Origin of the sequence: Mongoliibacter ruber (genome assembly GCF_003003005.1) — a bacterium.
GTDB classification, from domain to species: Bacteria; Bacteroidota; Bacteroidia; order Cytophagales; family Cyclobacteriaceae; genus Mongoliibacter; species Mongoliibacter ruber.
In genome coordinates, this window is sequence record NZ_PVTR01000002.1 from 234,837 (window position 1) to 261,828 (window position 26,992).

17 protein-coding genes are annotated in these 26,992 nt (G+C 40.2%); 11 read left to right on the top strand and 6 right to left on the bottom strand.

Translation table 11 applies throughout. From position 1 onward, the window contains the following. Positions 1-15: 15 nt before the first annotated feature. Both CLW00_RS04335 and CLW00_RS04340 read left to right on the top strand, forming a co-directional pair. Positions 16-1,125 carry a DUF4249 domain-containing protein gene (locus CLW00_RS04335; protein WP_170073167.1) on the top strand — a complete coding sequence of 370 codons (1,110 nt, stop codon included), beginning with the start codon at positions 16-18 and terminating at the stop codon, positions 1,123-1,125. A 47-nt stretch (positions 1,126-1,172) separates the two neighbouring features. Then, complete coding sequence (locus tag CLW00_RS04340; RefSeq protein WP_146131365.1) at positions 1,173-2,771, top strand: hypothetical protein; 1,599 nt, start codon at positions 1,173-1,175, stop codon at positions 2,769-2,771. Here CLW00_RS04340 and CLW00_RS04345 read toward each other — a convergent pair. Then, positions 2,768-5,698, bottom strand: a complete 2,931-nt coding sequence (locus CLW00_RS04345) for a DEAD/DEAH box helicase (protein ID WP_106132427.1) — start codon at positions 5,696-5,698, stop codon at positions 2,768-2,770. The genes CLW00_RS04340 and CLW00_RS04345 overlap by 4 nt on opposite strands. Positions 5,699-6,009: 311 nt before the next feature. On the opposite strand from CLW00_RS04345, the gene CLW00_RS04350 reads away from it, so the two are divergent. The 4 genes from CLW00_RS04350 to CLW00_RS04365 all read left to right on the top strand — a co-directional run bounded on the left by CLW00_RS04350 (position 6,010) and on the right by CLW00_RS04365 (position 11,455). Then, positions 6,010-7,482, top strand: a complete 1,473-nt coding sequence (locus CLW00_RS04350) for an APC family permease (RefSeq protein ID WP_106132428.1) — start codon at positions 6,010-6,012, stop codon at positions 7,480-7,482. Next, positions 7,482-8,942, top strand: a complete 1,461-nt coding sequence (locus tag CLW00_RS04355; protein ID WP_245917164.1) for an aldo/keto reductase — start codon at positions 7,482-7,484, stop codon at positions 8,940-8,942. Before CLW00_RS04350 ends, CLW00_RS04355 begins: the two co-directional genes overlap by 1 nt. 84 nt (positions 8,943-9,026) lie before the next feature. Then, positions 9,027-10,505, top strand: a complete 1,479-nt coding sequence (locus CLW00_RS04360) for a S10 family peptidase (RefSeq protein WP_106132429.1) — start codon at positions 9,027-9,029, stop codon at positions 10,503-10,505. Between the two features lie 347 nt (positions 10,506-10,852). Further along, the gene (locus tag CLW00_RS04365; protein ID WP_106132430.1) at positions 10,853-11,455 is read left to right on the top strand and encodes a nitroreductase family protein; all 603 of its coding nucleotides are present in this window, start codon (positions 10,853-10,855) and stop codon (positions 11,453-11,455) included. Between the two features lie 521 nt (positions 11,456-11,976). Here CLW00_RS04365 and CLW00_RS04370 read toward each other — a convergent pair. Further along, positions 11,977-12,510: a DinB family protein gene (locus CLW00_RS04370; protein ID WP_245917165.1), complete on the bottom strand. Its 534-nt coding sequence runs from the start codon at positions 12,508-12,510 to the stop codon at positions 11,977-11,979. Between the two features lie 77 nt (positions 12,511-12,587). Here CLW00_RS04370 and gldD point away from each other — a divergent pair, with 77 nt between their 5' ends. Further along, positions 12,588-13,163 carry a gliding motility lipoprotein GldD gene (gene gldD, locus CLW00_RS04375; protein ID WP_106132431.1) on the top strand — a complete coding sequence of 192 codons (576 nt, stop codon included), beginning with the start codon at positions 12,588-12,590 and terminating at the stop codon, positions 13,161-13,163. A 181-nt stretch (positions 13,164-13,344) separates the two neighbouring features. On the opposite strand, the gene CLW00_RS04380 is transcribed toward gldD, so the two are convergent. Further along, a complete protein-coding gene (locus CLW00_RS04380) occupies positions 13,345-15,120 on the bottom strand; it encodes a sodium:solute symporter family protein (RefSeq protein WP_106132432.1) in 1,776 nt (591 codons plus the stop codon). Between the two features lie 215 nt (positions 15,121-15,335). Between CLW00_RS04380 and CLW00_RS04385 the strand changes: the two genes are divergently transcribed. Next, on the top strand, positions 15,336-16,361 hold the full coding sequence (locus CLW00_RS04385) for a phosphotransferase enzyme family protein (RefSeq protein ID WP_106132433.1): 1,026 nt from the start codon (positions 15,336-15,338) through the stop codon (positions 16,359-16,361). A 382-nt stretch (positions 16,362-16,743) separates the two neighbouring features. On the opposite strand, the gene CLW00_RS04390 is transcribed toward CLW00_RS04385, so the two are convergent. The 3 genes from CLW00_RS04390 to CLW00_RS04405 form a co-directional block, all read right to left on the bottom strand. Further along, positions 16,744-17,220: a cupredoxin domain-containing protein gene (locus tag CLW00_RS04390; RefSeq protein ID WP_146131366.1), complete on the bottom strand. Its 477-nt coding sequence runs from the start codon at positions 17,218-17,220 to the stop codon at positions 16,744-16,746. Between the two features lie 442 nt (positions 17,221-17,662). Next, a complete protein-coding gene (locus CLW00_RS04395; RefSeq protein WP_106132435.1) occupies positions 17,663-19,720 on the bottom strand; it encodes a protein-disulfide reductase DsbD family protein in 2,058 nt (685 codons plus the stop codon). Positions 19,721-20,050: 330 nt separating this feature from the next. Continuing rightward, positions 20,051-21,439, bottom strand: a complete 1,389-nt coding sequence (locus tag CLW00_RS04405; RefSeq protein ID WP_106132437.1) for a dipeptidase — start codon at positions 21,437-21,439, stop codon at positions 20,051-20,053. A gap of 136 nt (positions 21,440-21,575) precedes the next feature. On the opposite strand from CLW00_RS04405, the gene CLW00_RS04410 reads away from it, so the two are divergent. From CLW00_RS04410 to CLW00_RS04420, 3 genes are all read left to right on the top strand, one after another. Next, on the top strand, positions 21,576-23,105 hold the full coding sequence (locus tag CLW00_RS04410) for a zinc-binding dehydrogenase (RefSeq protein ID WP_106132438.1): 1,530 nt from the start codon (positions 21,576-21,578) through the stop codon (positions 23,103-23,105). Between the two features lie 202 nt (positions 23,106-23,307). Beyond that, the gene (locus CLW00_RS04415; RefSeq protein ID WP_106132439.1) at positions 23,308-24,021 is read left to right on the top strand and encodes a LytR/AlgR family response regulator transcription factor; all 714 of its coding nucleotides are present in this window, start codon (positions 23,308-23,310) and stop codon (positions 24,019-24,021) included. Then, positions 24,014-26,992 (top strand): sensor histidine kinase, encoded by a 2,979-nt coding sequence (locus CLW00_RS04420; RefSeq protein WP_170073168.1) that lies wholly within the window; start codon positions 24,014-24,016, stop codon positions 26,990-26,992. The genes CLW00_RS04415 and CLW00_RS04420 overlap by 8 nt, the downstream gene beginning before the upstream one ends.

Consider the following 26,992-nt stretch of genomic DNA (forward strand, 5'->3'; position numbering starts at 1 on the left):
TTGTTGTTCATTTTAATGTCCTGTCGGGAAATCTTCGAGCCTGAAATAGCCTTTGTGGATTTTGGGTTTTTGGTGGTAGAAGGCCATATAGAGGTTGGCGGTAATGAAGTGGCCAATATCCGTCTCAGTAGGACCAGAAGCATTTATGATTCCCTTCCGTCTGTACCAGTCACCCAAGCAGAAGTCTGGGCAGAATCTGATACAGGCAACAAGTATTTCTTTGTCCACAGTGCCAACGGGAATTATAGACAAGAAGAAAATTTACCTTTTGAACAAAACTATAGACTTCAAATCCGATTAAACAATGGATTGAGTTATGCTTCTGATTGGATGAGTCCTTACCGGACCCCATCAATTGAGAACATTTATTTTGAAAAAGAAGAAGAGGGTGTTTTTGTATATCTGGATGCTTCCGCAGGAAATCAATCAGGATTTCTCTTTTGGACATACGAAGAGGTCTGGCAGTTTGCCACCCCTTTCACTTCTCTTTTTAAATTTGATACAGAGATCAATGATTTAGTCATACGTGAAGATCCTATCAACATTTGTTTTAATGAAAATAATCCAGGTAGAATTTTGCTTGCAGATACGGAGAGTATGGATGATGGGAAGGTCAACAGGCAGGAAATTACTCGTATTCCAAATGAGTCTGAAAAACTGGGAATCCGGTATTCCATAGAAGTAATCCAAAGGTCAATAAATCCTGATGCTTTCGAGTTTTGGGAAGTATTGAGAAAAAACACAGAGGATGTTGGAGGTATTTTCAGTCCCATGCCTTCTGAGATTCCAGGAAATATTAAGAGTTTGGACAATCCGGAAGAACCTGTGATTGGTTTTGTTGGATTAGGGTCTACTGAGAGAAAAAGGATTTACATTAACTTTACAGATATCAGTCCTTGGAGAGCCAGAATTCCTGATTACATCAATTGTGCTCTGACAGATACCATTGAGCCCTTGCAGTTCGCTACTTTCTTTTCTACCAGAAGGTTTATACCCCTTGCCTCCATTGAAACAGAAGATCCCGAAGAGGGATTCAAGATAAAATACCTCACTACTACAGTGTTTTGTGCAGACTGCAGGTCTAGAGGAACTTTGGAAAAACCAGAATTTTGGGAAGAAAGATGATGATGTTCCGAGGCAAAACGATTTATAAGCGAGCCATTTGTTTTCTCATGGTACTAATGCTGATCAATAGTAAACCATTTGCATCTACTGGTCCTGAGATACAGGTTTTTGGGATGTTGTCTACTCAAAATGTTATTGCAGGTGATTTTTTGCTCTTAGCCTTCGAGGCAAAAATGGGCAATACACATTCCCCTGAAAAAATCGCCTACACAGAAATTGTCAATAGCAAAGGTACCGCTGTGGAGCAAGTAATATTCGAACTCAACCAAGGAAAAGGCCAAGCTATTTTAAATGTTTCCAATGACCTTCCATCAGGTTATTATCTCGTAAGGGCATACACAAAAGGAAGTAGACTAAGCCATCAGAATTTCGGGGTCTTTCATCAGTGGGTAGGAATCATCAACCCGCAACTGCCTCCTAGATTTCAAGAAAAAATCAAAAGTCAAGAGTACACTAGAGATAAGGAACCGCAAATCGAAATCATTTCAACGAAAAATGAATTCTTGCCAAACGAAAATATTGAAATCAAATTAAAATTCAATCAGAGGGAAATATTCGGTATTACTTCCAGTTTGGAATTTCCTGCAATTTCAAAGCCACCCAGTCAAAATAAAGCTCCTATCACCTATCCTAATGAAGCATCAGAAAGTGAATGGATTCCTGAGATTTATGGACCCATTGTCAAATTTAAAGGGGGAAAGGAGGAGAATAAAAACCCCGTACTGATAAGCAGTTCCGGAAAAACCAATAAGTTTTTTGCCGGCAATTTTGATGAGAAAGGAGAAATGATCCTGGATTTAGGAAAAATCGGAATGATGGATTTTTTGACCGTACAATCTTCAAATAAAGAATCTTTGGATCAAATATTTTTAGAAACCTCTTTTTGGTCAGCAAAGCCGATCATTGATCAATGGCCGGAAATGACTCTGACAGGAGACATACGCTCTTTTGTCCAAAAGATACATGAAAGCAGGCAATTGATGGAATACTTCCTGCCTTTACCAGAAAGCGATTACTCAGCAGTCATATTAAAACCATCAAAGTCCTATATCCTTGAAGAGTACAATACATTTGATGACCTTTGGACCGTGTTCAGAGAGTATGTGGAGGAAGCTTTGGTAAGAAATCAGGGTGGTAAATCTGTGCTCCGTATCATTAACCATAGTACAGGAAAAGCTTTTCAGAATGGCCCACTTATACTACTAGACGGCTTGCCAATTCTTGATACTGATGCATTATTGAAGCACAGTCCAGAAAATATCCGAGAAATAAAAGTAACCAATTATGAGTATTTGAATAATGGAAACTCATTTGACGGCGTGGTGCAGTTATTTTCCCAAAAAGGGGACTTAGGAGAGTTTCCAGTTCCTAAAGATTTATTATTGGTTCCTTTCTCAGGAGTTCAACCCTTTGTGGAGTATAAAGACTGGCTGCTAGTCAAAACTGAAGAAAATAGAACTCCTAACCTTAAAAGACTCCTGTATTGGGATATACACCCGATACAAAAGGCCGGAGAGGAATACACCATTGAATTTCAAGCCTCAGGAATAGAAGGCGACTATGTGCTGGAAATTTTCCCAGCGAATTCATCTGATCAAAGTTCCAAAACACTCTGGAGATATTCAATTCGTTCAGAAGTACATTAATCAAGCAATGCTTCGATATCGTCTTTGCTCAAGCTCTTCATAAAGCTTTCTTCAGTACTGATCAATTCTCCTGCAAGTGCCATTTTTCGCTCTTGCAAGGCCATTATTTTTTCCTCAACGGTATTTCTGGTGATAAATTTGTAGATAATCACCTTATTTTCCTGCCCAATCCTATGTGCTCGGTCTATGGCTTGAGCTTCAACCGCAGGGTTCCACCAAGGATCCAATAAAAAGACATATTCTGCAGCGGTAAGGTTTAGTCCTACACCTCCAGCTTTAAGCGATATCAAAAATATTTTTACACTATCATCTTCTTGAAAAGACCTTACTTGCCCCTGCCTGTCCTTAGTGGTACCATCCAGATAGGCATATTTGATTTCTTGCTCGTCCAGGTACTCCCTTACGATACCCAAATGTCTTACAAATTGGCTAAAAATCAACACCTTGTGGCCTTCACTTGCAGTAGCTTGCAACATGTGGATAACATCTTCCAATTTACCTGAGTCGGATGCATATGTCTTATCTGTAAGCCTCGGATGATTGGCTATCTGCCTCAGCTGAGTAAGTCCTCTCAACAAAGTAAACTGTTGGTTTTTGAGTCCTGGAATGGACATTTCATTCACTATTTTTTCACGGTAAAATCCCTTTACTTCCTCATAAGCTTTTTCTTGATCTGAGGTCATGGTAGAGTATTTTACATTGATAACTTTCTCGGGAAGGTCTGTTGCCACTTGTGTTTTCAGCCTTCTGAGAATAAATGGTTTGATCAAGGCATGAAGCTTCCCTGCCTTATCCATGTCGTTTTGCTTTTCGATCGGCTGCAAAAACTGTTTCTTAAACATGCTTTGTCCCCCCAATAGCCCTTTGTTGATAAAATTCATCTGTGACCAAAGGTCCATGGTTCCATTTTCTACAGGAGTTCCCGTCAATATCAATTTTTGTTTACAATACAGTTCTCCTACTGCCCTAGAAATGATGCTACTGGGATTTTTGATGGCTTGGGATTCATCTAGAATGACATAATTGAAATAGAATCCTTTCAATATATCTATATCCATTCTCGTAATGCCATAGGATGTCAACACCAAATCGTACTTAGCAAAAAGACTATTATCTTTTTGTCTATGCGTACCTGTATAGGTAAGGATTTTTAAGCCAGGAGTAAACTTCCTCGCTTCCAGTTCCCAGTTGTAAATCAAAGAAGTAGGCATCACCAAGAGGGATGTTGTACCTGGGTTGACCTCTTTTTGGTGTGCAAGCATGGCCAAGGTTTGCACCGTCTTACCTAGACCCATATCATCTGCCAAGCAACCGCCAAACTTGTACTCTGCCAAAAATCTAAGCCAGTTATAGCCAGCTTTTTGATATGGTCTTAACTTTCCTTTAAAGCCTGATGGTAAGTCATAATCTTCAATTTTGCTGAAATCACGCAGTTTTTCCAGCTTTCTGCTTAGGGTCAATTGCAGTAGGTTACTTTCTTGCAATTCCTGCGCAAGAGAAATATGGTGTTTTTTGAGTACTAAAGAATGATCCTTTTCTTCTTCTTTTTCTTCCAGAAAAGCGAACATTTCCGAATAATTGACAAACCATGAATTAGGGATTACTGCGATTTCACCATTTGGCAACTCAAACTCAGTTTTGCCTTGAAGCAATAACTTCCTGATCTTATGGAAAGGAATTTCATAAGAACCAAATTTGATTATTGCATTCACATCAAACCAATCGATGTTTTCTTTTACTTCTACAGAAATATGGGCATGACCAATAAAATACCTCTTACCTTTAAGTGTGCTCGATTGCTGGATTTGGATTCCCTGTTCCTGAAGACCTTCTCTATGATTGTTGATCCAACCAAAAGCTTTGGATTTAGACAATGAAAACTTGGAACTGATAACTGGCAAGCCTAATTTCTTCAAGTAATCCCCATAAGATTTCTCCTTCTCTAAGTCCCTTATTACTTTGTGAAAAATATAATTGTCCTCTATCTGTTCAAGTTCGACATTGTTATCATTTTTCTCTTCAGAACGGAAAACGTACTCACCATATTGAAACTTTAGGTCAAAAACAATTTTATCCTCTTCCTTTTCATCTAGCTGATTTCCGAAAAGGTCTGTACCCGAGTTTCCAGGTAAGTCGCTCAAGCTAAGCACTGGGTTAGGTTCATCTCTTACCACGTTGATATCAAACCCTTTTGCATATACATCAAAAGACGAGACCAATTGGGTGACAAATTTCTCGTAATACTGTTTCTCTACCTTTCGGGGAATTACAATAAATTTCTTGTTCAGAAATGGTCTTAGCTTTTTACCGTCTACATCTTTCTTAAAACTGTAAAGCTTACTTTCAACCACCAACCAAGCCGGCTCATGGCATATGAGATACGCATTTTTATATTGCCATTCCAACCTTTCGCCACCGTATTTGAGTGTTGGGAAATAATGGGTATTGTCTTCATTTCTTCTGAAATGAAAAAGTACTGAGGCTTTTTCGGGCATAATTTGGATTTCTCTCCAGATTGGATTGCCATCATTACCCATTTCAAAAAGTCTTTTACCTAGTAGATTTTCAAGAATTTTTGACCTCAATACTTCAAGCTTACGCTCAATCGATTCCTGAACAGTCTTATTTTCCGTTTTGGGATCGTATATTTTCCTCAGGTATTCTTTTGGTTTAAGTTTTTTGGTATTCAGCTTTTTGACCACAGCATCCTGCTGCATGTCATCCATCCATTTGATAAGCTTATAATCCATGTCATCGAGGCCAGAAGCAAATTCCGGAGCATTGATGCTGGATATATTTTGGTTGGCAAATGACAGTCTCCCCCTTTCATCTAATTGTACCACGAAGGACTCAAACAAAAGTCCCAGATACTCATGGCTGAATATGGCATAAATAATTTCAAATGGTTTTTCTGAAGAGACTTTCATGCTTTTTTTTAGAAATGAACGGAGCAATTCCGCTGATGAATTTCTTTTTTGTCAATTAAACTAGTTCGAAAAATACAGAATATAATCAGATAAAAAAAGGTCAAATTGTATAGATGAGACCTGATTTTCCGATGATTTACCCAGTTTTTGTCTTGATCTCTTTGAAATTCAGTAAAAAATAGGTTCTTCTAGACAGAACATATTTATTGACTTTTTATCCATTCATCAACATAGAATGGCGGGCTGATATCTTTGCTTTGAATTGAGAAAATAATATCTGATTTTAACCGGCGAATGAAGAATATTTTTACATGCGTCAAGCTACTCTAAGCCGCCAACTTGGTCTATCCGCTCTCGTTGCCACAGGGGTATGCTCTATGTTGGGAGCATCTATTAATGTAGTCCCCTTTATGATTCAAAGGAACGTGCCTGGTATAGGGCCCTACGTTCTTTATGCCTTTGCTTTTGCAGCCATACCAGCGATTTTGGCAGCATTTGCTTACAGTATCCTGGCGACGGCTATGCCAAAAGCCGGAGGAAGTTATATTTATGCGAGTAGGGGCCTAAACCCATATTTGGGATTTATTGCAAGTTTTTCTCAGTGGTTTGGACTTTCTATTGTCATTGGGGTTGTGGCTTATGTAACAGTTCCCTTTTTACGAGATATTGTGGATAACTTAGGCTACGCTCAGGCAGCCTCAATTTTGGATATAGGTTATGCTCGGGTTGGTATCGCCCTTGCGCTCGTTTGGCTTTTTGTATATGTCAATATCCTAGGCGCGAAACAATATGAAAAAACAGTTGTCCCTCTAATGATCTTGATGTTTATACTGGGGAGCATAGTGATATTCGCAGGTTTTTATTTTACACAAAGTGATTTTGTACAATCTTATACAGAAAAGGTTGGCACACCCCCTATTTTAGAAGATGCTGCAACTTTTGATTTTTTTGCCTTTCTCTCAGCTTCAAGTATCCTATTCGCAAGCTTTATTGGATTTGACAGCATCGCACAAGCTGGAGGTGAAGCTAAGGATCCAACCAGAAAATTGCCTCTCGCCATAGGATTAACGATTTTGATTGTTGGAGGCTATTATATTTTGTTTTCTGGTGCAGTTTATCATGCGATTCCTTGGTCTTTCATTTCATCTGAGGCTGCCAAGAGAGATATCACAGCCCCCGGGATGATGGGATATTTGCTCCCGAGTGGCATGACGGTTTTGATCATTGCAGGAGCCGCCATCGCATTGATCAACGACTTGCCGGCCATGCTGCTTTCTGTTTCCCGATTGATGTTTGCCTGGGCGGAGGATGGAATATTCCCAAGCTTTATAACAAAGGTTCACAGCAAATACAACACCCCAACTTCAGCTATCATTTTGAGTGGTGCAATGGCTAGTTTAGGTATATTTGGCAGTCACTTCGCAGGAGATTTTTTCCTTGGAATTGACATTATGGTTACCTCTATGATGGTCAATTTTCTTTTGATGTGCGTGACACTATTGACTTTGGACAAAATAAACCCCCAACTGGCAAAGGAAATACGCTTTGTTGAAAATCCAAAAACAAGAAAATGGATCGGTTGGGCAGGTGTATGTATCCTGGGCTTTTTCTTAGTTATCCACACCTGGAAAGACTTGCAATCCGATGTTGACAATTGGTACTTTCATTCCACACCTATATGGCTTATTGTTATGGGAATTGCCAGTTTGATTTTCTTAATCAAATACAGATCATTGAAAAAGAGCGGGAAAGATGTGGATAACATTTTCAAAACATTACCATAATGGAAAAAATGACTGATAAAATGTATACCCAATTGGGTGAGAATTTAAGAATTTCTAAAGTATTGACAGGGCTATGGCAAATTGCCGATATGGAAAGGGATGGCAAGATACTAGATCCTGAAAAAACTGCTTTTGCCATGGAACCATATGTACAGGCAGGCCTCAGCTCATTTGATATGGCTGATCATTATGGCTCAGCAGAAATCATCGCAGGCACCTTTGGCAGTCAATCCCCTTTGGGAATAAATTCGCAAATGTTGACGAAGTGGGTGCCGAAACCTGGGAAATCCACAAAAGCTGAAACCAGGAAAGCCATAGAATTGTCACTTCAGCGCCTTCAGACAGAAAGCTTAGACTTGCTTCAGTTTCATGCTTGGCTCTATGCAGACCCTGTCTGGCTCGATCAATTATTCTGGCTCTCTGAATTGAAAGAAGAGGGTTTGATCAAGAATTTGGGTTTGACCAATTTTGATGCTGCCCACCTGAGAATCGCCTGTGCATCTGGCATACCTATAGTTTCGAATCAGGTTTGCCACTCCATTTTAGACATGCGGGCATCACATGATATGGCAAAGGTATGTGCTGAGTATGGCATCAAGGTTTTGGCATTCGGGACACTTGCCGGAGGATTTCTGTCTGAAAGATGGTTAGCAAAAGCTGAACCCTCCACTGAAACTGGGGCCACTTGGTCACAAATGAAATACAAGCGTTTTATTGATACAGCAGGAGGTTGGGAAAAATTTCAATCTTTGTTGCAAACACTCGATCAAATTGCAAAAAGGCACCATGTTTCTATAGCCAACATAGCTACCAAATTTATTTTAAGTCAAGAGCATGTTGGCGGAGTAATCATAGGTGCTAGGCTAGGACAAAGTGCACATGTGTCCGAAACATTGAATTTATTTTCTTTTGAATTATCAACAGAAGACATTATTCAGATCAATCAAGCCCAACAAGAGTTATCCACAATTCCTGGTGGATGTGGAGATGAATATCGAAAACCTCCATTTTTAACTGCTTCAGGGGACCTGAGTCATCACTTGGACGAACTTCCCAAACCTTTTGAAGTAGTACCCGGTCCGGGTGGAAGTCAGAAAGTGTTCAGTGGAACGGAGTGGGAAAGCATGGCAGGATATTGTCGGGCTGTAAAAAAAGGGAACAGGATTTCTGTTTCCGGTACAACAGCTACCCATGGAAATAAAATTATTGGGGGAAGTGACCCGGCTGCACAAACACACTTTGTCATTGATAAAATTGAGGCTGCAATCATCTCATTAGGGGCAAAGCTCGAAGATGTGGTGAGAACTCGAATCTTTGTCAATAACTTGAAAGATTGGGAACCTGTAGCTAGAGCTCATGGACAAAGGTTTTCGGAAACCCAACCCGCAAATACTTTGGTAGAGGCAAAACTGGTTGGAGACGGTTATTTGGTTGAAATAGAGGCTGATGTTGAAATTTGAATCTTATTTATCCACATTAAAAATCCTTACTCTTTTTTTGTTAAAAATTATCATTTCAGACTTATCCACACAGAATTCACGCATATGAAAAATTTATTTGTACTTCTCTACTTCTTGAGTTTCGCTGTATTTTCACAAGAGAATCAAATTCCTGAGCCCAAAAAATTTGAGACTGATCATGAAGGGACTTTCAATGGCAACAGCATTAAGTTTAAAGCCATCGCGAGTGAAACTTATCTGAAAAATGATGATGGTTTACCTGTTGCGTCCATTTGGTCTACGGCCTATCTCAAGGAAGGGGCGGACACCAAAAGGCCGGTGATTTTTGTTTTCAACGGAGGCCCTGGTTCCGCTTCGATTTGGCTACATATGGGTGTATTTGGCCCCCGTGTGGTAGAGGTAGACTCTGATGCTTCTGAAGATGACGGAGCAGCTCCGTATAAAGTTATCCACAATGACTTGGCGCTACTGGATATCGCCGATTTGGTGTTTGTAGACCCTGTAGGGACAGGTTTTAGTAAAACTGTGGGCAAAGGAAAGGTAGAAGATTTTTGGGGATTGAACGAAGATGCTGCCTCAATCTCCAAGTTTATGAGGATGTGGATAACTCAGTATAAGAGGTGGCAATCGCCTAAATATATTGCCGGAGAAAGTTTTGGTACGACACGGGCGGCGGCAGTCACTGCAGCCTTGGAAAAAGGAGGTCAAGCCATGTCATTGAATGGTTTGATCTTGATCTCCCAAGCCTTGGATTACCAGGGATCCACATCAAGGCATGACAATATCGCTTCTTACTTTACCTATTTCCCAACTATGGCCGCCACGGCTTGGTACCATAAAAAAGCCGGACAGGGAAAAAGTTTGGAAGGCTTTGTACAGGAAGCTCGGGATTTTGCTTTCAATGAATATGTTCCGGCTTTGTACAAAGGCAATTTATTGGACAAAGAAGGAAAGGAAAAAATTGCTGAAAGACTCCATTACTTTTTGGGTTTGGACAAGGAGTATATACTTCGTTCGGATAATAGGATTTTATCACGTCGCTTTCTGAAAGAATTAATGAGAGAAGAAGGGAAAACAATCGGGGCATTGGATGGAAGGTACCTTGTCGAAGAAGGGGATCAGGTAGCAGAAAATCCTACTTTGGGAGATCCTTCAAGTTATGGCATAGACGCAGCATATTTTGCGGCATTGCAAGATCACTTTGCAAATGTATTGAAAGTCGATATGGAAGATAGACCCTATTTGACATCAAATTCAGGAATCTATGGAAAATGGAACTGGAGACCTGTCCCCCAAGGTGCAGGATGGGAACCATCTTATGTCAATGTAGCAAGAAGTCTTGGTGAGTCAATGCGTAGAAACAAAGACTTGAAAGTAATGGTGGCCAATGGTTACTATGACCTGATCACTCCTTTTATGGATGCTGAATACACTTTTGCCCGACATGATATTCCCATGGAAAGGGTAGACATGTATTATTACGAAGGCGGCCATATGATGTATAACCATAGACCTGACTTTGAAAAATTAGTAGAAGATATGAGGAAGTTCCTTCAGAAATAGGGGCATTGATCGGGGTTTTATCATTCTAATATCGGATTTTCTAAATATCAACTTTGGATTATAGGCCATAAGCCATACTTGATCAAAAACCCAAGATTGATAGCCTTGAAACTGACACTGCCTAAATTGAACATTTCTATAGATATGAGTAAATCAATCAGAATTGAATTTGATGTTTTCAGAGGTCAGATGAGGTTTAAATCATAGTTCTATAATTTGAAGAAGGCTGTTTTTAAGGGCTTTTAGAAAAAAAACTTGGGAAGCTTTGGTCGAATCAAATCAAAAGGAAACCATTTTTCATCATTTCGCATTTAAAAACCGAATACTACCAGTCAAAATACAACATTATGGAAAAACCAGAATTCAACATAGAAGAAGTAAACAAGATCATCCGTGGAAGAAGGTCTATGTTTGTAGCACAATTCAAAGAGAATGACCCTGTAGAGGATGCTGTCATTCAGGAGATGTTAGAAAATGCGAATTGGGCACCTACACACAAACTGACCGAACCATGGTCTTTCACAGTTTTTTCGGGAGAAGGATTAAAAAAATTCGCTGATTTTCAGGCCGAGCTTTATAAAGAAAGGGCGACTAAAAACGGGAATTTCATCGAAGCCACTTACAACAAGTTTAAAGAAAATCCACTAAAGGCCTCACATATTATTGCCATCAAATTGAAAAGAGACCTCAAGGCCAATTTACCTGTAATGGAAGAAATCGCAGCTGTTTCTATGGCTGTGCAAAATATGTATTTGACAGCTTCAGCACATGGATTAGCTGCTTATTGGGGAACTGGTGGACCTACTTTTTGGCCAGAAGCCAAGTCTTGGTTTGGTCTGGAAGAGGAAGATATGTTGATGGGTTTTTTCTACGTAGCAAAACCAGCCACAGACCGTTGGCCTTTGGGTAGGAGAAAACCTATTGAAGAAAAAGTAGAATGGGTGAGGTAAAGGAAAGGAGGATGGATGATGGAAGAAAAGGAGAAGCGAGAGACAAGAATCAAGACACAAGACGGTTTTGCGACAGTTTAGAGCTTGGTTTAATGTAAACAGTTCCAACCTCAAGATTTAAATCAGCTTCACCTTGTCATTTCAAGTTTTTAAAATTTGGCATTTACAGAAAGGGAATGACAGTTGGTGAAAGTCATCCTGAACGTAGTGAAAGCCTGTCCCGCAGTATTGCGGGGAATCTCCTACACTTTAGGCTAGGAGATCTTCTCCCGTATAGCTATCGGGATCAGGGTGACGTACCCTACAAACCTGTCATTTCGACGCAGGAGAAATCTGAGGAAGGATGAAAAGGAGAAGTGATAAAAGAAAGGATGAAGGATGAGAGACCTTTGAGGTTTTCAAAACCTCAAAGATCTTTATAGAAAAATAGCCTCTAGAAAATAAACAAAGTCCAATTAAAAAGAAAAAAACCATCGAGTTCAAAGAAGCCTCGATGGGTTTTCATTTTTAAATAAGACTTTTTACATAGCCCTGAATGCAGGAGGCTCGATGCCGTTGGCACGGATGTAGGAAATCGCAGCTCCTCTATGATGTGTGGTATGGTCATCAATAAGGGCTGCAACCTGTCTTTTAGTAGCCATATTACCACCAAAAATTTCAACACTGTTCCCTAATTCGTTTTCAGGTATGGATTGAAATACTTTTAAAGCATACTCAAAACTTAGTTTAACATGTGCTTTAAGCTCTTCTCTGCTTTCAGGCTTGGCTTCTAAGATGCTCTTTGCATCAGGCCCATCTAAGAAGCGTTGGCTCATGCCCACTGCTGCACTTGAAAGGTGCATTACCTGCTCCTTAAAACTCATCGCTGACTCATGAGGCTTGTAGTCCATTTTGTCTTCAGGCATTTTGTCTACCACTTCCATGGTAAATTGCATTCCATTTTCCCATTTGGACAAAAACTCCTCCATTGTAGTCTGTGCTTGGCTGGTACTGAAGGTGAATAAAAATATACCCATCGCTAAGCATACTGAAAATAATTTTTGTTTGATAATCATAACATCTCGGTTTTGAATGAAGTATAAATATCAGTCTATCTCGATTGATTTCAAACCTATTTGATAACTTTGGATCTATGCGCAGCGCTTTAGCAATATTATTTCTCGGTATAATGCTTACTTCTTGTCAGGGTGACTACTTTCCAAAACCGAAAGGATACAACCGTATCGATCTTCCCGAGCGTGAATTCACGATGTTGAAAGAAGATAAGCCCTTTACTTTTGAGCATTCCAAGCATGCCCATGTAGAACCTGATAGTTTCAATTTGACTGAGGAAAATTGGGTAAATTTGAACTATAGGAAGTTAGGAGGGAAAGTCCACTTAACTTATTTAGAACTGGAAACTAATGGAAAAGACCTCAAATCGGTCCTCAACGATGCCATCAACCTTACTGCCAAACACCAAGTCAAAGCCTACGGCATCGAGGAATCAATTGCTTTGACTCCAAAAGGCTATACTGGGGTGGTAGCTGAACTTTCTGGAGAAGTGCCAACCCAATTTCAGTTTTTTGTCACCGATTCTACCAAAAACTTCCTGAGAGGTGCCTTGTATTTTGACACCGCAATGAAAAATGACTCCCTCGGCCCGGCCATAGAATACATCAAGGTCGATATGGCACATTTGATGAATACATTGGAGTTTAAAAATTAAAGGGATACTGGTTGATATTAGCTGGAGGCGATATTAAGGTATATGTATACCGGGAATCATGCCACTAATCAATTTAACGATGGTTTTTGGTCACACAGATACGAATGGATCTCTATTTCAAAAACAGTTTAAGCGTTAAAACCATCATCAGAATTACCAATTTAAATATCCCTTAAACTTATCAACGCATATTTTTCCAACTTTTGATGATGATTACTCCTCCAGCAATGGCTACTACCGTGGCAATGATGGCCGAAAGCGTATTTCCATAAATCCAAAAACCTACTGCAAACAATACAGCATACACCATAATGGAGCCTACCAACATCAAACCGATTTCCATTGGGAGTTGCCCTTGCTCCTGCACTTCTTCCGGATACCTGTCCAATACTTTTTTCCATCCAAATGCAGCTGGTCTTACTTTTCTGTAAAAAGAAAGCAAGACCTTGTCTTTTTCTGGTTTGGTAAGGAAAGTTGCCAATACCCAACCTATAGTAGTCAAACCTACCCCATAAAGCAATTTGAGGTAAGCCATTTCCTCTGGAATGTGGATAAGTTCAATTTTAGGGTTAATGGTTTCAAAAAATATAGCCACTATAAATGAAATTACCATGGCGTATATTTCTGTGTAAGCATTGATTCTCCACCAAAACCAACGCAGTATAAATATCATCCCTGTACCTGCACCAATCTGCAAGAGTATGTTGAATGCTTCCAAGGCATTGGACAAAGCAAGTGCAAGAAATGCAGCCAAGACCATCAAGACAACTGTGGATATCCTACCCACCATTACCAATTCCTTATCTGTGGCTTCAGGCTTGAGAAACCTGAGGTAAAAATCATTCACTACATAAGAAGAGCCCCAGTTGAGGTGCGTGGATAAGGTGGACATCACCGCTGCAATCAGGGATGCCAACACTATCCCGATCAAACCAGTCGGTAGGAAGGTCAACATTGCTGAATAGGCCAAGTCATTTCCCAACTTATCCACAGGAATATGCGGGAAAGCTTCTTGCATGTCTGAGACATTTGGGAAAATGATCAGAGAAGAAAGTGCTATGATGATCCATGGCCAAGGACGCATGCCATAGTGTGCAATGTTGAAAAACAAAGTTGCTCCAATCGCATTTTTCTCGTCTTTGGCAGAAAGCATCCTTTGGGCGATATATCCACCTCCGCCTGGCTCGGCACCAGGGTACCAAGTAGCCCACCATTGTATCGCCAATGGCATAATCAATAGTGGTACTACCAAATTCCAATTGTTGAAATCAGGAAAGAAATCCAGTTTGTCTGCCACATTGGGATGTGTCAATAAGTTGTCGAGGGAACCGATTTCCGGCATGTCCAAGACATAAATTGCAGCGCCTATTGCTCCTGCCATGGCGATGAAGAATTGGAAAAAATCCGTCAACAATACACCCTTCAAACCACCTAGCGAACTGTAAACCACAGTAACGACCGAGGCTATCAGAAGGGTTTCAACAGGACTCAAACCCAACATCACTCCCCCGATTTTGATGGCAGCAAGCGAAACAGTAGCCATGATGACTACATTGAAGAACACCCCCAGATACAAGGCCCTGAATGCCCTTAAGAATGCTGCAGGTTTGCCTCCATATCTCAACTCATAAAACTCAAGGTCAGTGGTCACTTCTGATCTTCTCCAAAGTTTGGCATATACAAACACGGTAAGCATACCAGTCAAAAGGAAAGCCCACCACACCCAGTTGCCAGATACCCCATCTTTTCGGACAATGTCTGTGACAAGATTTGGTGTATCCGCGGAAAAGGTTGTCGCTACCATAGAAACCCCCAAAAGCCACCAAGGCATATTTCGGCCGGAAAGGAAAAATTCTTTGGCTGATTTGCCTGCTTTTCTTGAAGTATAAACTCCGATGAGCATGGAAATGACAAAAAAGGCTATAATAATGCCCCAGTCAATCAAGGAAATGTTCATAGGTTTTGGGTTTCTAAGGTGTTTTTGCGAAAGGTTTGTTAATTTTTTTGACTTTCTCTTTCAAACTTCTTTAATAAATTTCACTAATGTAAATATTTATGTAGTATTTGCAAAAGCCCTGATTCCAAATTAGGGAAATTTCCTGCAGATTTGAGGGGTATTTAAGTCCTTCGATTAATTTACCCCCAATTCTTACCCGCTTTAACATTATCAATATGTATATCACATGGTTTTCGGCACTGAATGATTTATATAAGTTTAAGATCCACTCCGAAAGCATGCAGCCTTTTGGAGAGGGGCATATTCACCATACCTATTTAGTAGAGACATCTGTAGGAAAAATGATCCTGCAAAAGTTTAACCATGCCGTATTTACAGAACCTGAAAAAATATCCCATAACCATTTGGTATTACTTTCAGAGATCGATAGAAGTAAACTATCCTTTCAACTACCCTTACCAATTCCCAATAAAAAAGGTGAGGTTTTCACAAGGATTGAAGACTCATTATTCAGGTTTACACCTTTTGTAAATGGGACTTGTATCAATGAGGTGCAAGATACCAAACAGGCCTATTTGGCAGCGGAGGCTTTTGCTGGATTTATTGAATCAGGCAAACATATAAGTTCAGACAGTTTTCTGGAAGTCATACCAGGGTTCAACGACCTTAGCTTAAGGTACAACCAATTGCAGCAAGCCATAAAACAGACAAAAAGAAGGTTGACTAGCGAATTGGACGAACTGATATCGTTTTATTTGAATCAAAAAGACCTGGTAGAGGAATATGAAATGTGGATAAACAAGCTTCCTTTGAGACTTACACACAACGATACAAAAATCAATAACCTGATATTTTCTGAGGACTTATCCACAGTCAATGCGGTGATAGATTTGGACACCTTGATGGCGGGGTATGCTTTTTATGACTTCGGAGATTTGGTCAGGACTGTGGCCTGCACTGAGCATGAGCATTCGACGAAATGGGAAAAAATTGGTGTGGATAAGCGGAAGTACAGTGCTTTAATGGAAGGTTTTTTGGAAGGAGGGAAGGAGTTTTTGACAGATGATGAAATAGCCTCTTTGCCTTTTGGAGGTAAAATGATGACCTGCATTATGGGCTTCAGGTTCTTGGCTGACTACCTCAACGGAAATATCTATTACGTAATCAAATACGACGAACAAAACCTCCACCGAGCCAAAAACCATATGTATTTATTGAAGGCTTTGGAGGTGATGGGTTAGATAAAAAAACGCTCTAATTTTTTAAGCAATTCTTAGTTTTGGGGTGTTCCGACTTTTACCGATTCTATTTGAAACCACAAAGATGACAAAAGAAAACAAAAGACATAGGTACTTTTTAACAGATTTGGAAATGAATTAATATTTATGGTAAAAGAACTCTATAGAGAACGCTTTAGTGACTTTTTGTTTCCTTTTGTGGTAAATTATTAACCTTTATTGTTTCGAGATATATACTGTACACAAAAGAGAAATACTAATATCAAATTCAGAAAGCTTTCGGGTTCGAAAAGATTATAGCTGAAATAAAAAGACCCGCCACGAAGTTTGATTCAATATTTGCATCGTGGCGGACAATATTCCTTTCAAAAGGAACTTCCCTGAATTAATTTGAAATAGTAATCGCTCCAAGCATGCCGGGATGAAAAGAACAACGGTATTTTGCCAATTCTGCAGCCAAAGCTGTAGTCAAGGTAAAGGTGATGTTATCCCCTTCTACCATAAAGTTGACAGCATCGTCATTTTCAAAGGTACCGGTTTGATTGTTTTGAGCCAGAAGCACTGCATTGCTTGAGCTCAAAAACTCTAATGGATGGCCAGAACCACCATTATTGACAAAGCGATAACGCATACCCGTCCTCAGGCCAATGGCAACATTTTGTTCACCTGTAATCGCCGTCGCTCCATCACCACTTATAGAAGCTACTACATAGGCGTTTGCACCAACATTTTCCAATGTAATCGTAGCGGCTATTACATTTGGATCTGGCATGGGCTCTTCTTCCTCTTCCTTACAGGACACAAGAGCAGTCAGCATTAATAGCCCTAACAATAATAAATTGTGATTTAATCGAAATTTCATAGTGGTTTAATTTTAGTAAAATACAGTTTTCGATGTCAATTAACTTTTGCCAAAATTGAGAAAAGGTTAAATGTTTAATCGATTCGGGTTCATATACGAGCTCTAAATGGAATTGAGATTACATACAGGAAATTAAAAGCCAATTACTCTCCAGAAAAAAAATTGGAACTTCTTTAGATATTATGCGAACCTTCTGTCAGACCCTGAAAGGGTCAAATACATATTTGCCCCGGGTAGCTACCTGGGGATTCGATGGAATGATATCTATCAATTTTTGGCCGGAAATTGTCTGCTATTGATCAATGCTTTCCGCCAAAACAGGAATGTAAAAGTTTATCTCCCGCTGATCTCGCAGATTTTCGATGATAGACTTAGGTTTTATGTCACTCTTAATGCTTCCTCTAATTTTCTACTCAGAAAATCAAATGAGTAAACAACAGTCTTACCTCCTTTGAAACTCTTCTTTTGCCTCATCCAAGAACTCCACAAAATTCTGAACAGAAGTATCATAAGCTTTTGGCCTGATCAAGAGCTCTTCATTATGGTCTAAAATCACATAATACGGCTGGGCATTATTGTTAAATCTAGTGATTTGAAAATCTGCATTTTGTTTGCCTATCGTTTTTTTGACCTTCCCATCATACTCAGAAGTAAACCATTCTGCTTCCGGAAGTTCAAAGCGCTCATCTATATACAAAGCTACCATCACAAAATCTTCCTTTAGCCTTTGCAAGACAGGAGCCTCAGACCAAACCCGCGCTTCCATTTCCCGACAATTGACACAACCGTGTCCGGTAAAGTCGATGAATAACGGTTTGCCTGATCTTTTAGCAGCAGCCAAAGCCTGTTCATAATCAAAGTATCCCTGTATCCCATGAGGGAAATGTAGGAAGTCCGCATACTTCGGGATATCATCCAACTGATTTTCAGAAGTTGCTGTTACACCTCTATTTTCAGTAATGTTAAAATCATGCGTAGCCATCGGCGGCAAGTAGCCACTAAGCGCTTTTAAAGGCGCTCCCCATAGGCCTGGAATCAAGTAAACCACAAATACAAAAGTAGAAATGGCAAGCATCATCCTAGGCACACTGATATAATCCAAAGGCGAATCGTGCTTGGTTCTGATTTTTCCCAAAAGGTAAAAACCAAGCAACGCAAAAATCACAATCCAAATGGCAATATAAATATCCCTATCCAACAGACCCCAATGGTATACTTGATCTGCCACAGAAAGGAATTTGAAAGCCAATGCCAATTCCAAGAATCCCAAGACCACTTTGACTGAATTGAGCCAGCCACCTGATTTCGGTAGTGAATTGAGCCACTCTGGAAAAATGGCAAATAAAGTAAATGGTATGGCGAATGCCAGTGAAAAGGCAAACATGCCCGCAATAGGCGTGATAAAATCACCTCCTGCTGCTTTGATCAAAATAGATCCTACGATAGGACCCGTACAGGAAAATGAAACCAATACCAAAGTAAAGGCCATAAAGAAAATTCCTGTTAGGCCTCCCTTATCTGCTTTGGCATCAATTTTATTCACAAAACCACTTGGCAAGGTCAGTTCGAACATCCCCAAGAAGGCAAATGCAAAGAAGATAAATACCAAAAAGAAAAAGACATTGGGAACCCAATGTGTGGATAACCAATTGGCGAACTCAGGCCCTTGTATGGCTGCTACCGCTGTCCCTGCAATGGTATAAATGGCAATTATAGAAAATCCATAAATAGCAGCGTTGCGGATACCCGAAATCCTGGACTTAGAGCGACCTGTAAAAAAGGTAACTGTCATAGGGATCATCGGAAACACACAAGGCGTCAGCAAAGCTGCCAATCCAGCCAAAAAGGCCACAAACATAAAGCCCAACAAACCTGATTGGTCTTCATCGTCATCGAGATTGATAAAGCTTCTTTCACCAGATTGTTCTTGAATCTTGTCTTGATCTGCTTGGGTTTCTTCGTCGATATCATCAGCAAGAGGAAGGCCATCTTCTGCACCTACAGCCTCCAAAACGCCATTTGAACCAGCTGTAAGGCTAATATCAATATCTTCTTCAAAGGGAATACATTGTCCTGTGACATCAGTACACATCTGATAACCGAGGTTTCCAACAAGGGAAATTTCTCTTTTTGTGATTCTTACTTTTTGTTCGAAAGCACCACTGACTTCAAAATAAGTAACTTCACCTTCCCATATCTCATCGTACTTGGATTTGGGATTGATAGCCTTCAACTCACCTATAAACTCGATTCCCGAGGACTTATCCACATTTAATTCGGTCAACATGGGACCCAAATCGGGATCAAAGTCATTGCTATAGATATACCAGTCCTTTGGAATATCAGCGTTAAAAATGATTTTGGTCTCATCACCTACCTTGAGGTCTTTTTTCTCAAATTGGATATCCCACTTTGGAGGGGAGATAATTTGGGCAAAAGCTGTAGCGTGAAGAAGGAATGTAAAAGCAAAAATCAATACAGATTTTGAATTTCTGGACATGTCTCGAGGATTGATTACTAAGATTTATAAATGTATAAATCAGTCATTTGGTTCAATTATAAATACCGCCTGTATAAAGAAGAACTTCCGAAAAGGTTACAACCACAGATTTGTTTAGTACGTCACCCTGATCCTGATAGCTATACGGGAGAAGGTCTCCTTGTCTAAAGTGCAGGAGATTTCCCGCAATACCACGGGACAGGCTTTCACTACGTTCAGGATGACGTTCACCAACTGTCATTCCCTTTCTGTAAATGATTAATTTTTAATTACTCAGAATGACGCCGTGGTGATGTAATTCTCCTTTCGGAGTTGTTCCCAGTGTTTACATTATTTTGAAGCTTCTTCCTTAAAGTTCTTAAAGAATGCTGCTATGGTTTCTATTCCCATAAAGTAATTTTTCACGCCATAGTGCTCATTTGGGGAGTGAAGCGCATCTGTATCCAAGCCAAAACCAAGAAGAATAGGGTCAAGACCCAGCACTTTTTGGAATAAAGAGCAAATTGGAATAGAACCCCCTTCTCTTGTAGGAATGGCACTTTTTCCGAACACATCCTGAATCGCCAAATCCGCCGCCCTATATCCCGGAGTATCTGTAGAGACCACGGCCGGAGCGCCGCCGTGATGTGGTGTCACTTTTACTTTGACTGATTTTGGTGCTATAGCCTTGAAGTGAGCTTCAAACAATTTGGCTATTTCCTTATGGTCTTGATCAGGTACCAACCTCATGGAGATTTTGGCATACGCTTTAGAAGGAAGTACAGTCTTAGCTCCCTCTCCGGTGTAGCCACCCCAAATGCCATTGACATCCAAAGTAGGGCGTATACCCACACGCTCAATTGTAGAATAACCCGCCTCACCGTGGACATCATCTATATCCAACTCCTTTTTGTAAGCATCCAAATCAAACGGTGCCTCATTCAAGGCTTTTCTATATTCCTTGGAATATTCTTCCACCTTATCATAGAATCCCGGAATGGTGATGTGGTTGTCTTCATCCTGCAAAGAAGCGATCATATTACAAAGCACATTGATGGGGTTAGCAACAGCTCCACCATAAGTCCCCGAATGAAGGTCTCTGTTTGGTCCTGTTACTTCTACCTGCATGTATGCCAAGCCTCTTAGACCTACCGTTACCGATGGATTATCAAGAGAAATCATATGGGTGTCTGACACCAAGACTACATCCGCCTTTAATTTTTCCTTGTTCTCTTTTACAAAAATATCCAAATGTTCAGATCCAACTTCTTCCTCCCCTTCTATCATAAATTTTATATTGCAAGCCATATCACCTTCAGCCATCATGGCCTCAAATGCTTTGACATGCATGTAGAATTGGCCCTTGTCATCCGCTGAACCCCTTGCAAAAATGGCCCCTTCGGGATGTCTAGGCGTTTTTTTGATGACTGGTTCAAAAGGAGGTGAATCCCATAGTTCGTAAGGATCGGCAGGTTGCACATCATAATGTCCATAAACCAGCACAGTAGGCAGGTTAGGATCTATGATTTTTTCTCCATAGACAATAGGGTATCCCGCAGTCTGACATATCTCGACCTTATCAGCACCTGCTTTTTCCAAGCTTTCTTTAACAAAATCTGCCGCTTTGAAAACATCGGCTTTGAATTTTGGATCTGCGCTCACAGAGGGTATTTTCAATAAGTCTAAAAGTTCATTCAGAAATCTTTCTTGATGCTCTTGGATATAATTTTTTACTGACATAAAATATTTGGGATTTACTTCGAATTAAATTTTATAGCAGCTTTCTTGAAAGTACAATTCGCTTAGAAAGCTTGGAATAAGTGCCAAAAATACGTTATAATAAAAGAATTGCCTATTTTACCCAAAACTTTTGCTTATGAAAGCTATTATATGTCATGAATTTGGAGGTCCAGAAAATTTACTTTTTAAAGAGGTTGAAGAACCTGAGGTTGGAGAAAAAGAAGTGTTGATAAAAGTTGCTGCTTGTGCCGTCAATTTTCCCGATGTCCTGATCATCCAAAACAAATACCAATTCAAACCAGAACTCCCTTTCTCACCCGGTGGAGAAGTATCTGGTATAGTGGATAAAGTGGGAAAAGAAGTCAAACACCTCAAAGAAGGGCAAAAAGTACTTGCCCTGTGCGGATGGGGCGGGTTTGCAGAAAAAGTGAAGGTCAGTGCTGACCGGGTCTTCCCTGTTCCTCCACAAATGGATTTTGAAACAGCAGCTTCCACCTTGTACACATTCGGCACTTCATATTATGCACTAAAGAATCGTGCACAAATTAAACCTGGAGAAACTTTGTTGGTTTTAGGGGCTTCCGGTGGTGTGGGCTTGGCGGCGGTGGAACTAGGAAAAGTGATGGGTGCCAAGGTAATTGCTGCGGCATCTACACAAGAGAAGCTTTTGATCTGTAAGGAAAAAGGAGCTGATTTCATCATAAACTATGAAACAGAAGATCTCAAGGAGACCGTAAAGAGCATCACGAATGGCAAAGGTGTAGATGTGATTTTGGACGTGGTGGGAGGTAGATTTGCAGAGCCCGCTCTGAGAAGTATGGCTTGGAAAGGGCGTTACTTGGTAGTCGGTTTTGCAGCAGGTGAAATTCCAAAGTTGCCATTCAACCTTGCCTTGCTGAAAGGCTGTGCCGTGATGGGCGTTTTTTGGGGTAGGTTTGCCAGCGAAGAGCCAAAAGAAAGTCAGCAGAACCTGATGGAACTTGTAGGGATGATAAAAGCCGGAAAAATAAAACAGCATATCTACAAAACATACTCACTAGAAGAATCGCCGGATGCCCTGCAGGAAATGATGGACCGAAAAGTGATAGGCAAAGCGGTGGTGGTAGTCAATAAAGAAATGTTAGAAGATGACAATGCTTTGAAAAGCAAGGAGATTAAGGAAAGCAATTCGCAGACGATGACCGAGAAGGAACAACCTGAGCAAGCACCTCAAAGCATAGAAAACATCGGAGATTTAAAAAGATTGCAGGGAAAATCCTTGGGCAAAAGTTCTTGGATTACCGTAACACAGGATCTCATTCAACAATTTGCTGAAACCACCCAAGACCTGCAGTGGATTCATGTAGATACCGAAAAAGCCAAAAATCTAATTCCAGGTGGAAAAAACCTTGCCCATGGTTATCTCACCTTGTCCCTGATTCCCAATCTTATGTATGAATTACTGCCTTTGGACAAAGTTCAGATGGCTTTAAATTACGGCACTGAGAAGGTGCGGTTTCCTTCTCCTGTTTATTCTGGCGATCAGGTACAATTAAGGGCACGTGTAAAAAACATAGAGGAAAACCCTGATGGAAGCGCCAAAATTTTTGTTTTAGCCGAAGTCTTTTCAAGCCAATCAGACAAGCCTGTTTGCGTAGCTGAAATGATCAGTTTGGTTAGATTTTGACAATAATCCAATCAGATTAAATGGGAAATTTTGTTGGAAAGGCCTTGTTATTCTTATCAAATAGATAATTAAAGGAGTAAATAGACTTTTATAGGGAAAAAATACCCTGTAGAGGGTATTTTTTGATATCCTTCTTTGGCCTAAGTTTAAGATAACAATAGTAGCTCTTTTAAGACGAAGACTACAGCTTAAATTTTCAACCATGTTTACTACGCTAATTATAGATGATGAACCTCATGCCCAAGATACTTTGGAATTGATGTTGACACGATACTATACCGGAAAATTCAAGGTGCTGCAGAAATGCTCCTCTGTAGATGAGGCCATGCACATCATTCAAGAAGAAGAGCCCGATTTGATCTTTTTGGACATTCAAATGCCAAGGCAGACAGGTTTTGACTTTCTGGATTTATTTGAAAACAGACACTTTGATGTCATATTTACTACTGCTCATAAAGATTATGCAATAGAGGCCTTCAGCCATGGCGCATTTGGCTATATGTTAAAACCAATTGATGTCACAGAATTCCAAAAAAACGTCGTCAGGTATATCAAGCATAAAGAGGAAGAAGATAACCTGATTGCCCAAAGCCGGAAAATGGATATCTCTGCATTCTCTACCCACGGAGGTCTAGAATTTGTCCACCATGACAATATCATCTACTGTACTGCTGACAAAAACTACACTCGTGTAGTCACCGACCAATCCAAGAACCCAATCTTTGTGTCGAAATCTTTGAGCTACATTGGAAAGAGAATGTCCAAAAATCGATTTGTCCGTATCCATCAGTCTTTTTTAGTCAACATTACCAAAATCAAAAGATTTGACAGAAATTCAGGCCTCCTTCTGATGATCAATGGAGACGAAGTACCTGTTTCAACCCGCAAAAAACGCCAAATTCAAAAGTTTGCGTAGTCTTATAATCCTTCTTTTATTTTGTGCACATTTGGTTTGTGCACAAGAATATCCGGTAAAAAACTTCTCTACCCTGGAAGGCTTGCCCAACAATGCAGTGCGTTCCCTATTTGTTGACTCAAGAGGTATTCTTTGGATTGGGACTGAAAATGGATTGGCCAAAATGGACAATGGCAAACTCGAATCATTTTTTCAATCTGACGGATTGGCTTTTGACAATTGCTGGGCTATAGAAGAAGATTACCTCAATCAAATGTGGTTTGGGAGTTATGGCGGGGGACTTACATTCTTTGACGGAAAGGACTTTCAGGTATTTGACCAGTCCAATGGATTGATAGACAACCGTATAAGACATTTGTATGCATACAAAGATAAAATTTTAGTAGGTACAGAAAACGGCATTTCTATCATTGATGTCAAAGATAGAAAAGTGGAATCTTTTCCTGAGACCAAGCGGAACCCAGACCTCAATTATACTTCAGGTTTCTTTGAGCATCAAAACAGACTCTATTACAGTACTTACCGGCAAGGTGTGTATGAGATCACGTTTAGCCCATCCAAAACATCCTTCAGAAAAGTAAATGAGCACTTGCCTATTTATGCATTGGGCCATTTTGAGGATAAGGTTTATACCTCCAACAAAGGCCATGTAGACATGTTTGCGGTAGACGATTTTGTCTCGGGGATTTCGAAGCCCAAATCTTTTGGGCAGTCGGTAATTTGGTCATTTCTGCAAGATCATTTGGGAAATATTTTTGGTGCCGCTTGGGGGATTTATAAGGAAGATGGTGGGATTTTTCATTTAGCGCAGGAACAAATGAAACCTTTTAAAGTACACACAGGGATAGATTTAAAAAACTTCATTTCCTCTGCCTATGACCATGAGAGCAAAACACTTTACGCCGGTACAACTGACAAAGGTTTTTTTGCCATCCATTTGGATGAGAAAATTCTCTTTCAAGCAGGTCACAAAGAACCGGTCTTGGGATTTGTAGGAGATGTCGAATTAGAGGCCATCCTATATGCTGATGGTATTCACCTTAGCAAAGACTCTCTTTTTGTGGATAAAAAGGATTTTAAAACTGCCCAAGCCCGTTTTCTGAGTGTCTTGGGATACCCACTGCCCAAACACCAGGATGATTTTTTTGAATTGGATTATGATACTCCGACAGAAAACCTCATTTTTTACCAGATCCATTCACTGTCAGGTAACATTTGGGTCAATACCAATATCGGTATTTTTGAACTTGATAGGCGAGGCAGATTTCTTTCCTACCTGCCCGAACATTGTTATGTGATGGGCTTCAATTCAGAGGGCAAGCTGACGGTCAGCAATCCTTATGGCGGTTTGAGGATATATGAGGATCACAAGAACCTTATCTATACCTATTATTCTCCTGAGGATGCAGAAACCCCCACACAATTGGCTTCTATCGTCTCCAGAGGGGACAGGACATTTTTGGCTTCTGTTTTCAATGGACTTTTTGATTTTTCGGAGAAAAAGGGTTTTCGGTCCTATATCAGAGATTCCCTATGGGATGAACAAAAATTCAAAGCCATGCATTTAGATAAGTCTGGGGATTTATTGCTCGGGGCTGAGTTTGGGGATTTGTATGTTTTGAGTTTCGATCCTGATTTTATTATAAAAGAGAAAATCCCGAAATCCAATTTTATAGGAAATGGAATTCTATTTATAGAGTCCTATCAAGATGCCATATTGATCGGAACTGAAGCAGGGCTGAATATTTATCAAAACAAATCCATCCGCTTCATTGACCACGAGCAGGGGCTTGGCGCCGGACAAATTCAGTCTGCAAAGGTTATTGAAGACAAGCTCTACATTGGATATGACAGCGGCTATTTTATCGTCGACCTTACTCAGATTCTTGAAGAAAAAGATTATACCCATAACCTGGAAATAACCAAATTGACGGTCAACAACCAAACCTATCCTAAAGAAAACTTCCTTTGGTTTACCTATAACTTAAAGTCCCTTGACCTCAAAAATAATCAAAGTAATTTGACTTTGGGTTTCAAACCCGTCGGACATCCCTATCCCCAAAAACTTGTATACCGTTATAGACTAGGCAGCCAAGAAGAGTGGGGGGCATACAGCACAGAAACAGAGATTTTACTTCCTTCACTTTCATTTGGGAATTATGAATTAGAAATCGAGACCTATGACTTGCATAGCGGAAAAACCAAGATCACCTCATTGCTTGACTTTAGAATAGCTCCCCCATTTTACCTGGATTGGAAATTTATCCTTCCGATGACCTTATTGATCGCATTGATGGTATTTGCAGTTTTCAAGTGGCGACTTCAGCAGGTTAGGGAGAAAGCGGCAACAGAGAAGAAGGTGGTTGAAACCAAGTTAGAGGCACTTCGCTCCCAAATGAACCCCCACTTTATTTTCAACGCAGTCAACTCCATTCAATATTATATTCTCAAAAATCAGGGAGATGAGGCGCTGGATTTTTTGGGTAAATTCTCCAAACTGATGCGCAACACCTTAGAAAACAGTGTACTTCCTCAGGTTCGTCTCAGCAGGGAGATCGAATACTTGAAAAACTATATTGAACTGGAAAACAAAAGGGTCAATAACAAAGTGGACTGGAAAATTGACATTCCCACAGAAATAGATGCCGAATCTCTAAGTATTCCTTCTATGTTGATTCAGCCATTTATAGAAAATGTTTTTGTTCATGCTTTTGGGCCAAAACATGCCGCGCCTAAGTTGGCCGTTACATTTGCCATGTCCGATACTGGCATACTTACCTGCAGCATTTGGGACAATGGCAGTGGGATTCAGGAAAGCAAAAAAACAAAGTTGTATGAATCAAGGGGGATGAGCCTGGTAAAAGAAAGGTTGTCACTACTTCCGGGCTATAGTTCCGACAGTATTCAAGTCCAAAGCAGTCCTGAGAAAGGCACTGAAATACTGGTAAGGCTACCCTGTTTTTACAAATAA

Coding starts and splice junctions, on each gene's coding strand:
- CLW00_RS04335 (WP_170073167.1), top strand. CDS start 16: ATGTCCTGTCGGGAAATCTTCGAGCCTGAAATAGCCTTTGTGGATTTT.
- CLW00_RS04340 (WP_146131365.1), top strand. CDS start 1,173: ATGGTACTAATGCTGATCAATAGTAAACCATTTGCATCTACTGGTCCT.
- CLW00_RS04345 (WP_106132427.1), bottom strand. CDS start 5,698: ATGAAAGTCTCTTCAGAAAAACCATTTGAAATTATTTATGCCATATTC.
- CLW00_RS04350 (WP_106132428.1), top strand. CDS start 6,010: ATGCGTCAAGCTACTCTAAGCCGCCAACTTGGTCTATCCGCTCTCGTT.
- CLW00_RS04355 (WP_245917164.1), top strand. CDS start 7,482: ATGGAAAAAATGACTGATAAAATGTATACCCAATTGGGTGAGAATTTA.
- CLW00_RS04360 (WP_106132429.1), top strand. CDS start 9,027: ATGAAAAATTTATTTGTACTTCTCTACTTCTTGAGTTTCGCTGTATTT.
- CLW00_RS04365 (WP_106132430.1), top strand. CDS start 10,853: ATGGAAAAACCAGAATTCAACATAGAAGAAGTAAACAAGATCATCCGT.
- CLW00_RS04370 (WP_245917165.1), bottom strand. CDS start 12,510: ATGATTATCAAACAAAAATTATTTTCAGTATGCTTAGCGATGGGTATA.
- gldD (WP_106132431.1), top strand. CDS start 12,588: ATGCGCAGCGCTTTAGCAATATTATTTCTCGGTATAATGCTTACTTCT.
- CLW00_RS04380 (WP_106132432.1), bottom strand. CDS start 15,120: ATGAACATTTCCTTGATTGACTGGGGCATTATTATAGCCTTTTTTGTC.
- CLW00_RS04385 (WP_106132433.1), top strand. CDS start 15,336: ATGTATATCACATGGTTTTCGGCACTGAATGATTTATATAAGTTTAAG.
- CLW00_RS04390 (WP_146131366.1), bottom strand. CDS start 17,220: ATGAAATTTCGATTAAATCACAATTTATTATTGTTAGGGCTATTAATG.
- CLW00_RS04395 (WP_106132435.1), bottom strand. CDS start 19,720: ATGTCCAGAAATTCAAAATCTGTATTGATTTTTGCTTTTACATTCCTT.
- CLW00_RS04405 (WP_106132437.1), bottom strand. CDS start 21,439: ATGTCAGTAAAAAATTATATCCAAGAGCATCAAGAAAGATTTCTGAAT.
- CLW00_RS04410 (WP_106132438.1), top strand. CDS start 21,576: ATGAAAGCTATTATATGTCATGAATTTGGAGGTCCAGAAAATTTACTT.
- CLW00_RS04415 (WP_106132439.1), top strand. CDS start 23,308: ATGTTTACTACGCTAATTATAGATGATGAACCTCATGCCCAAGATACT.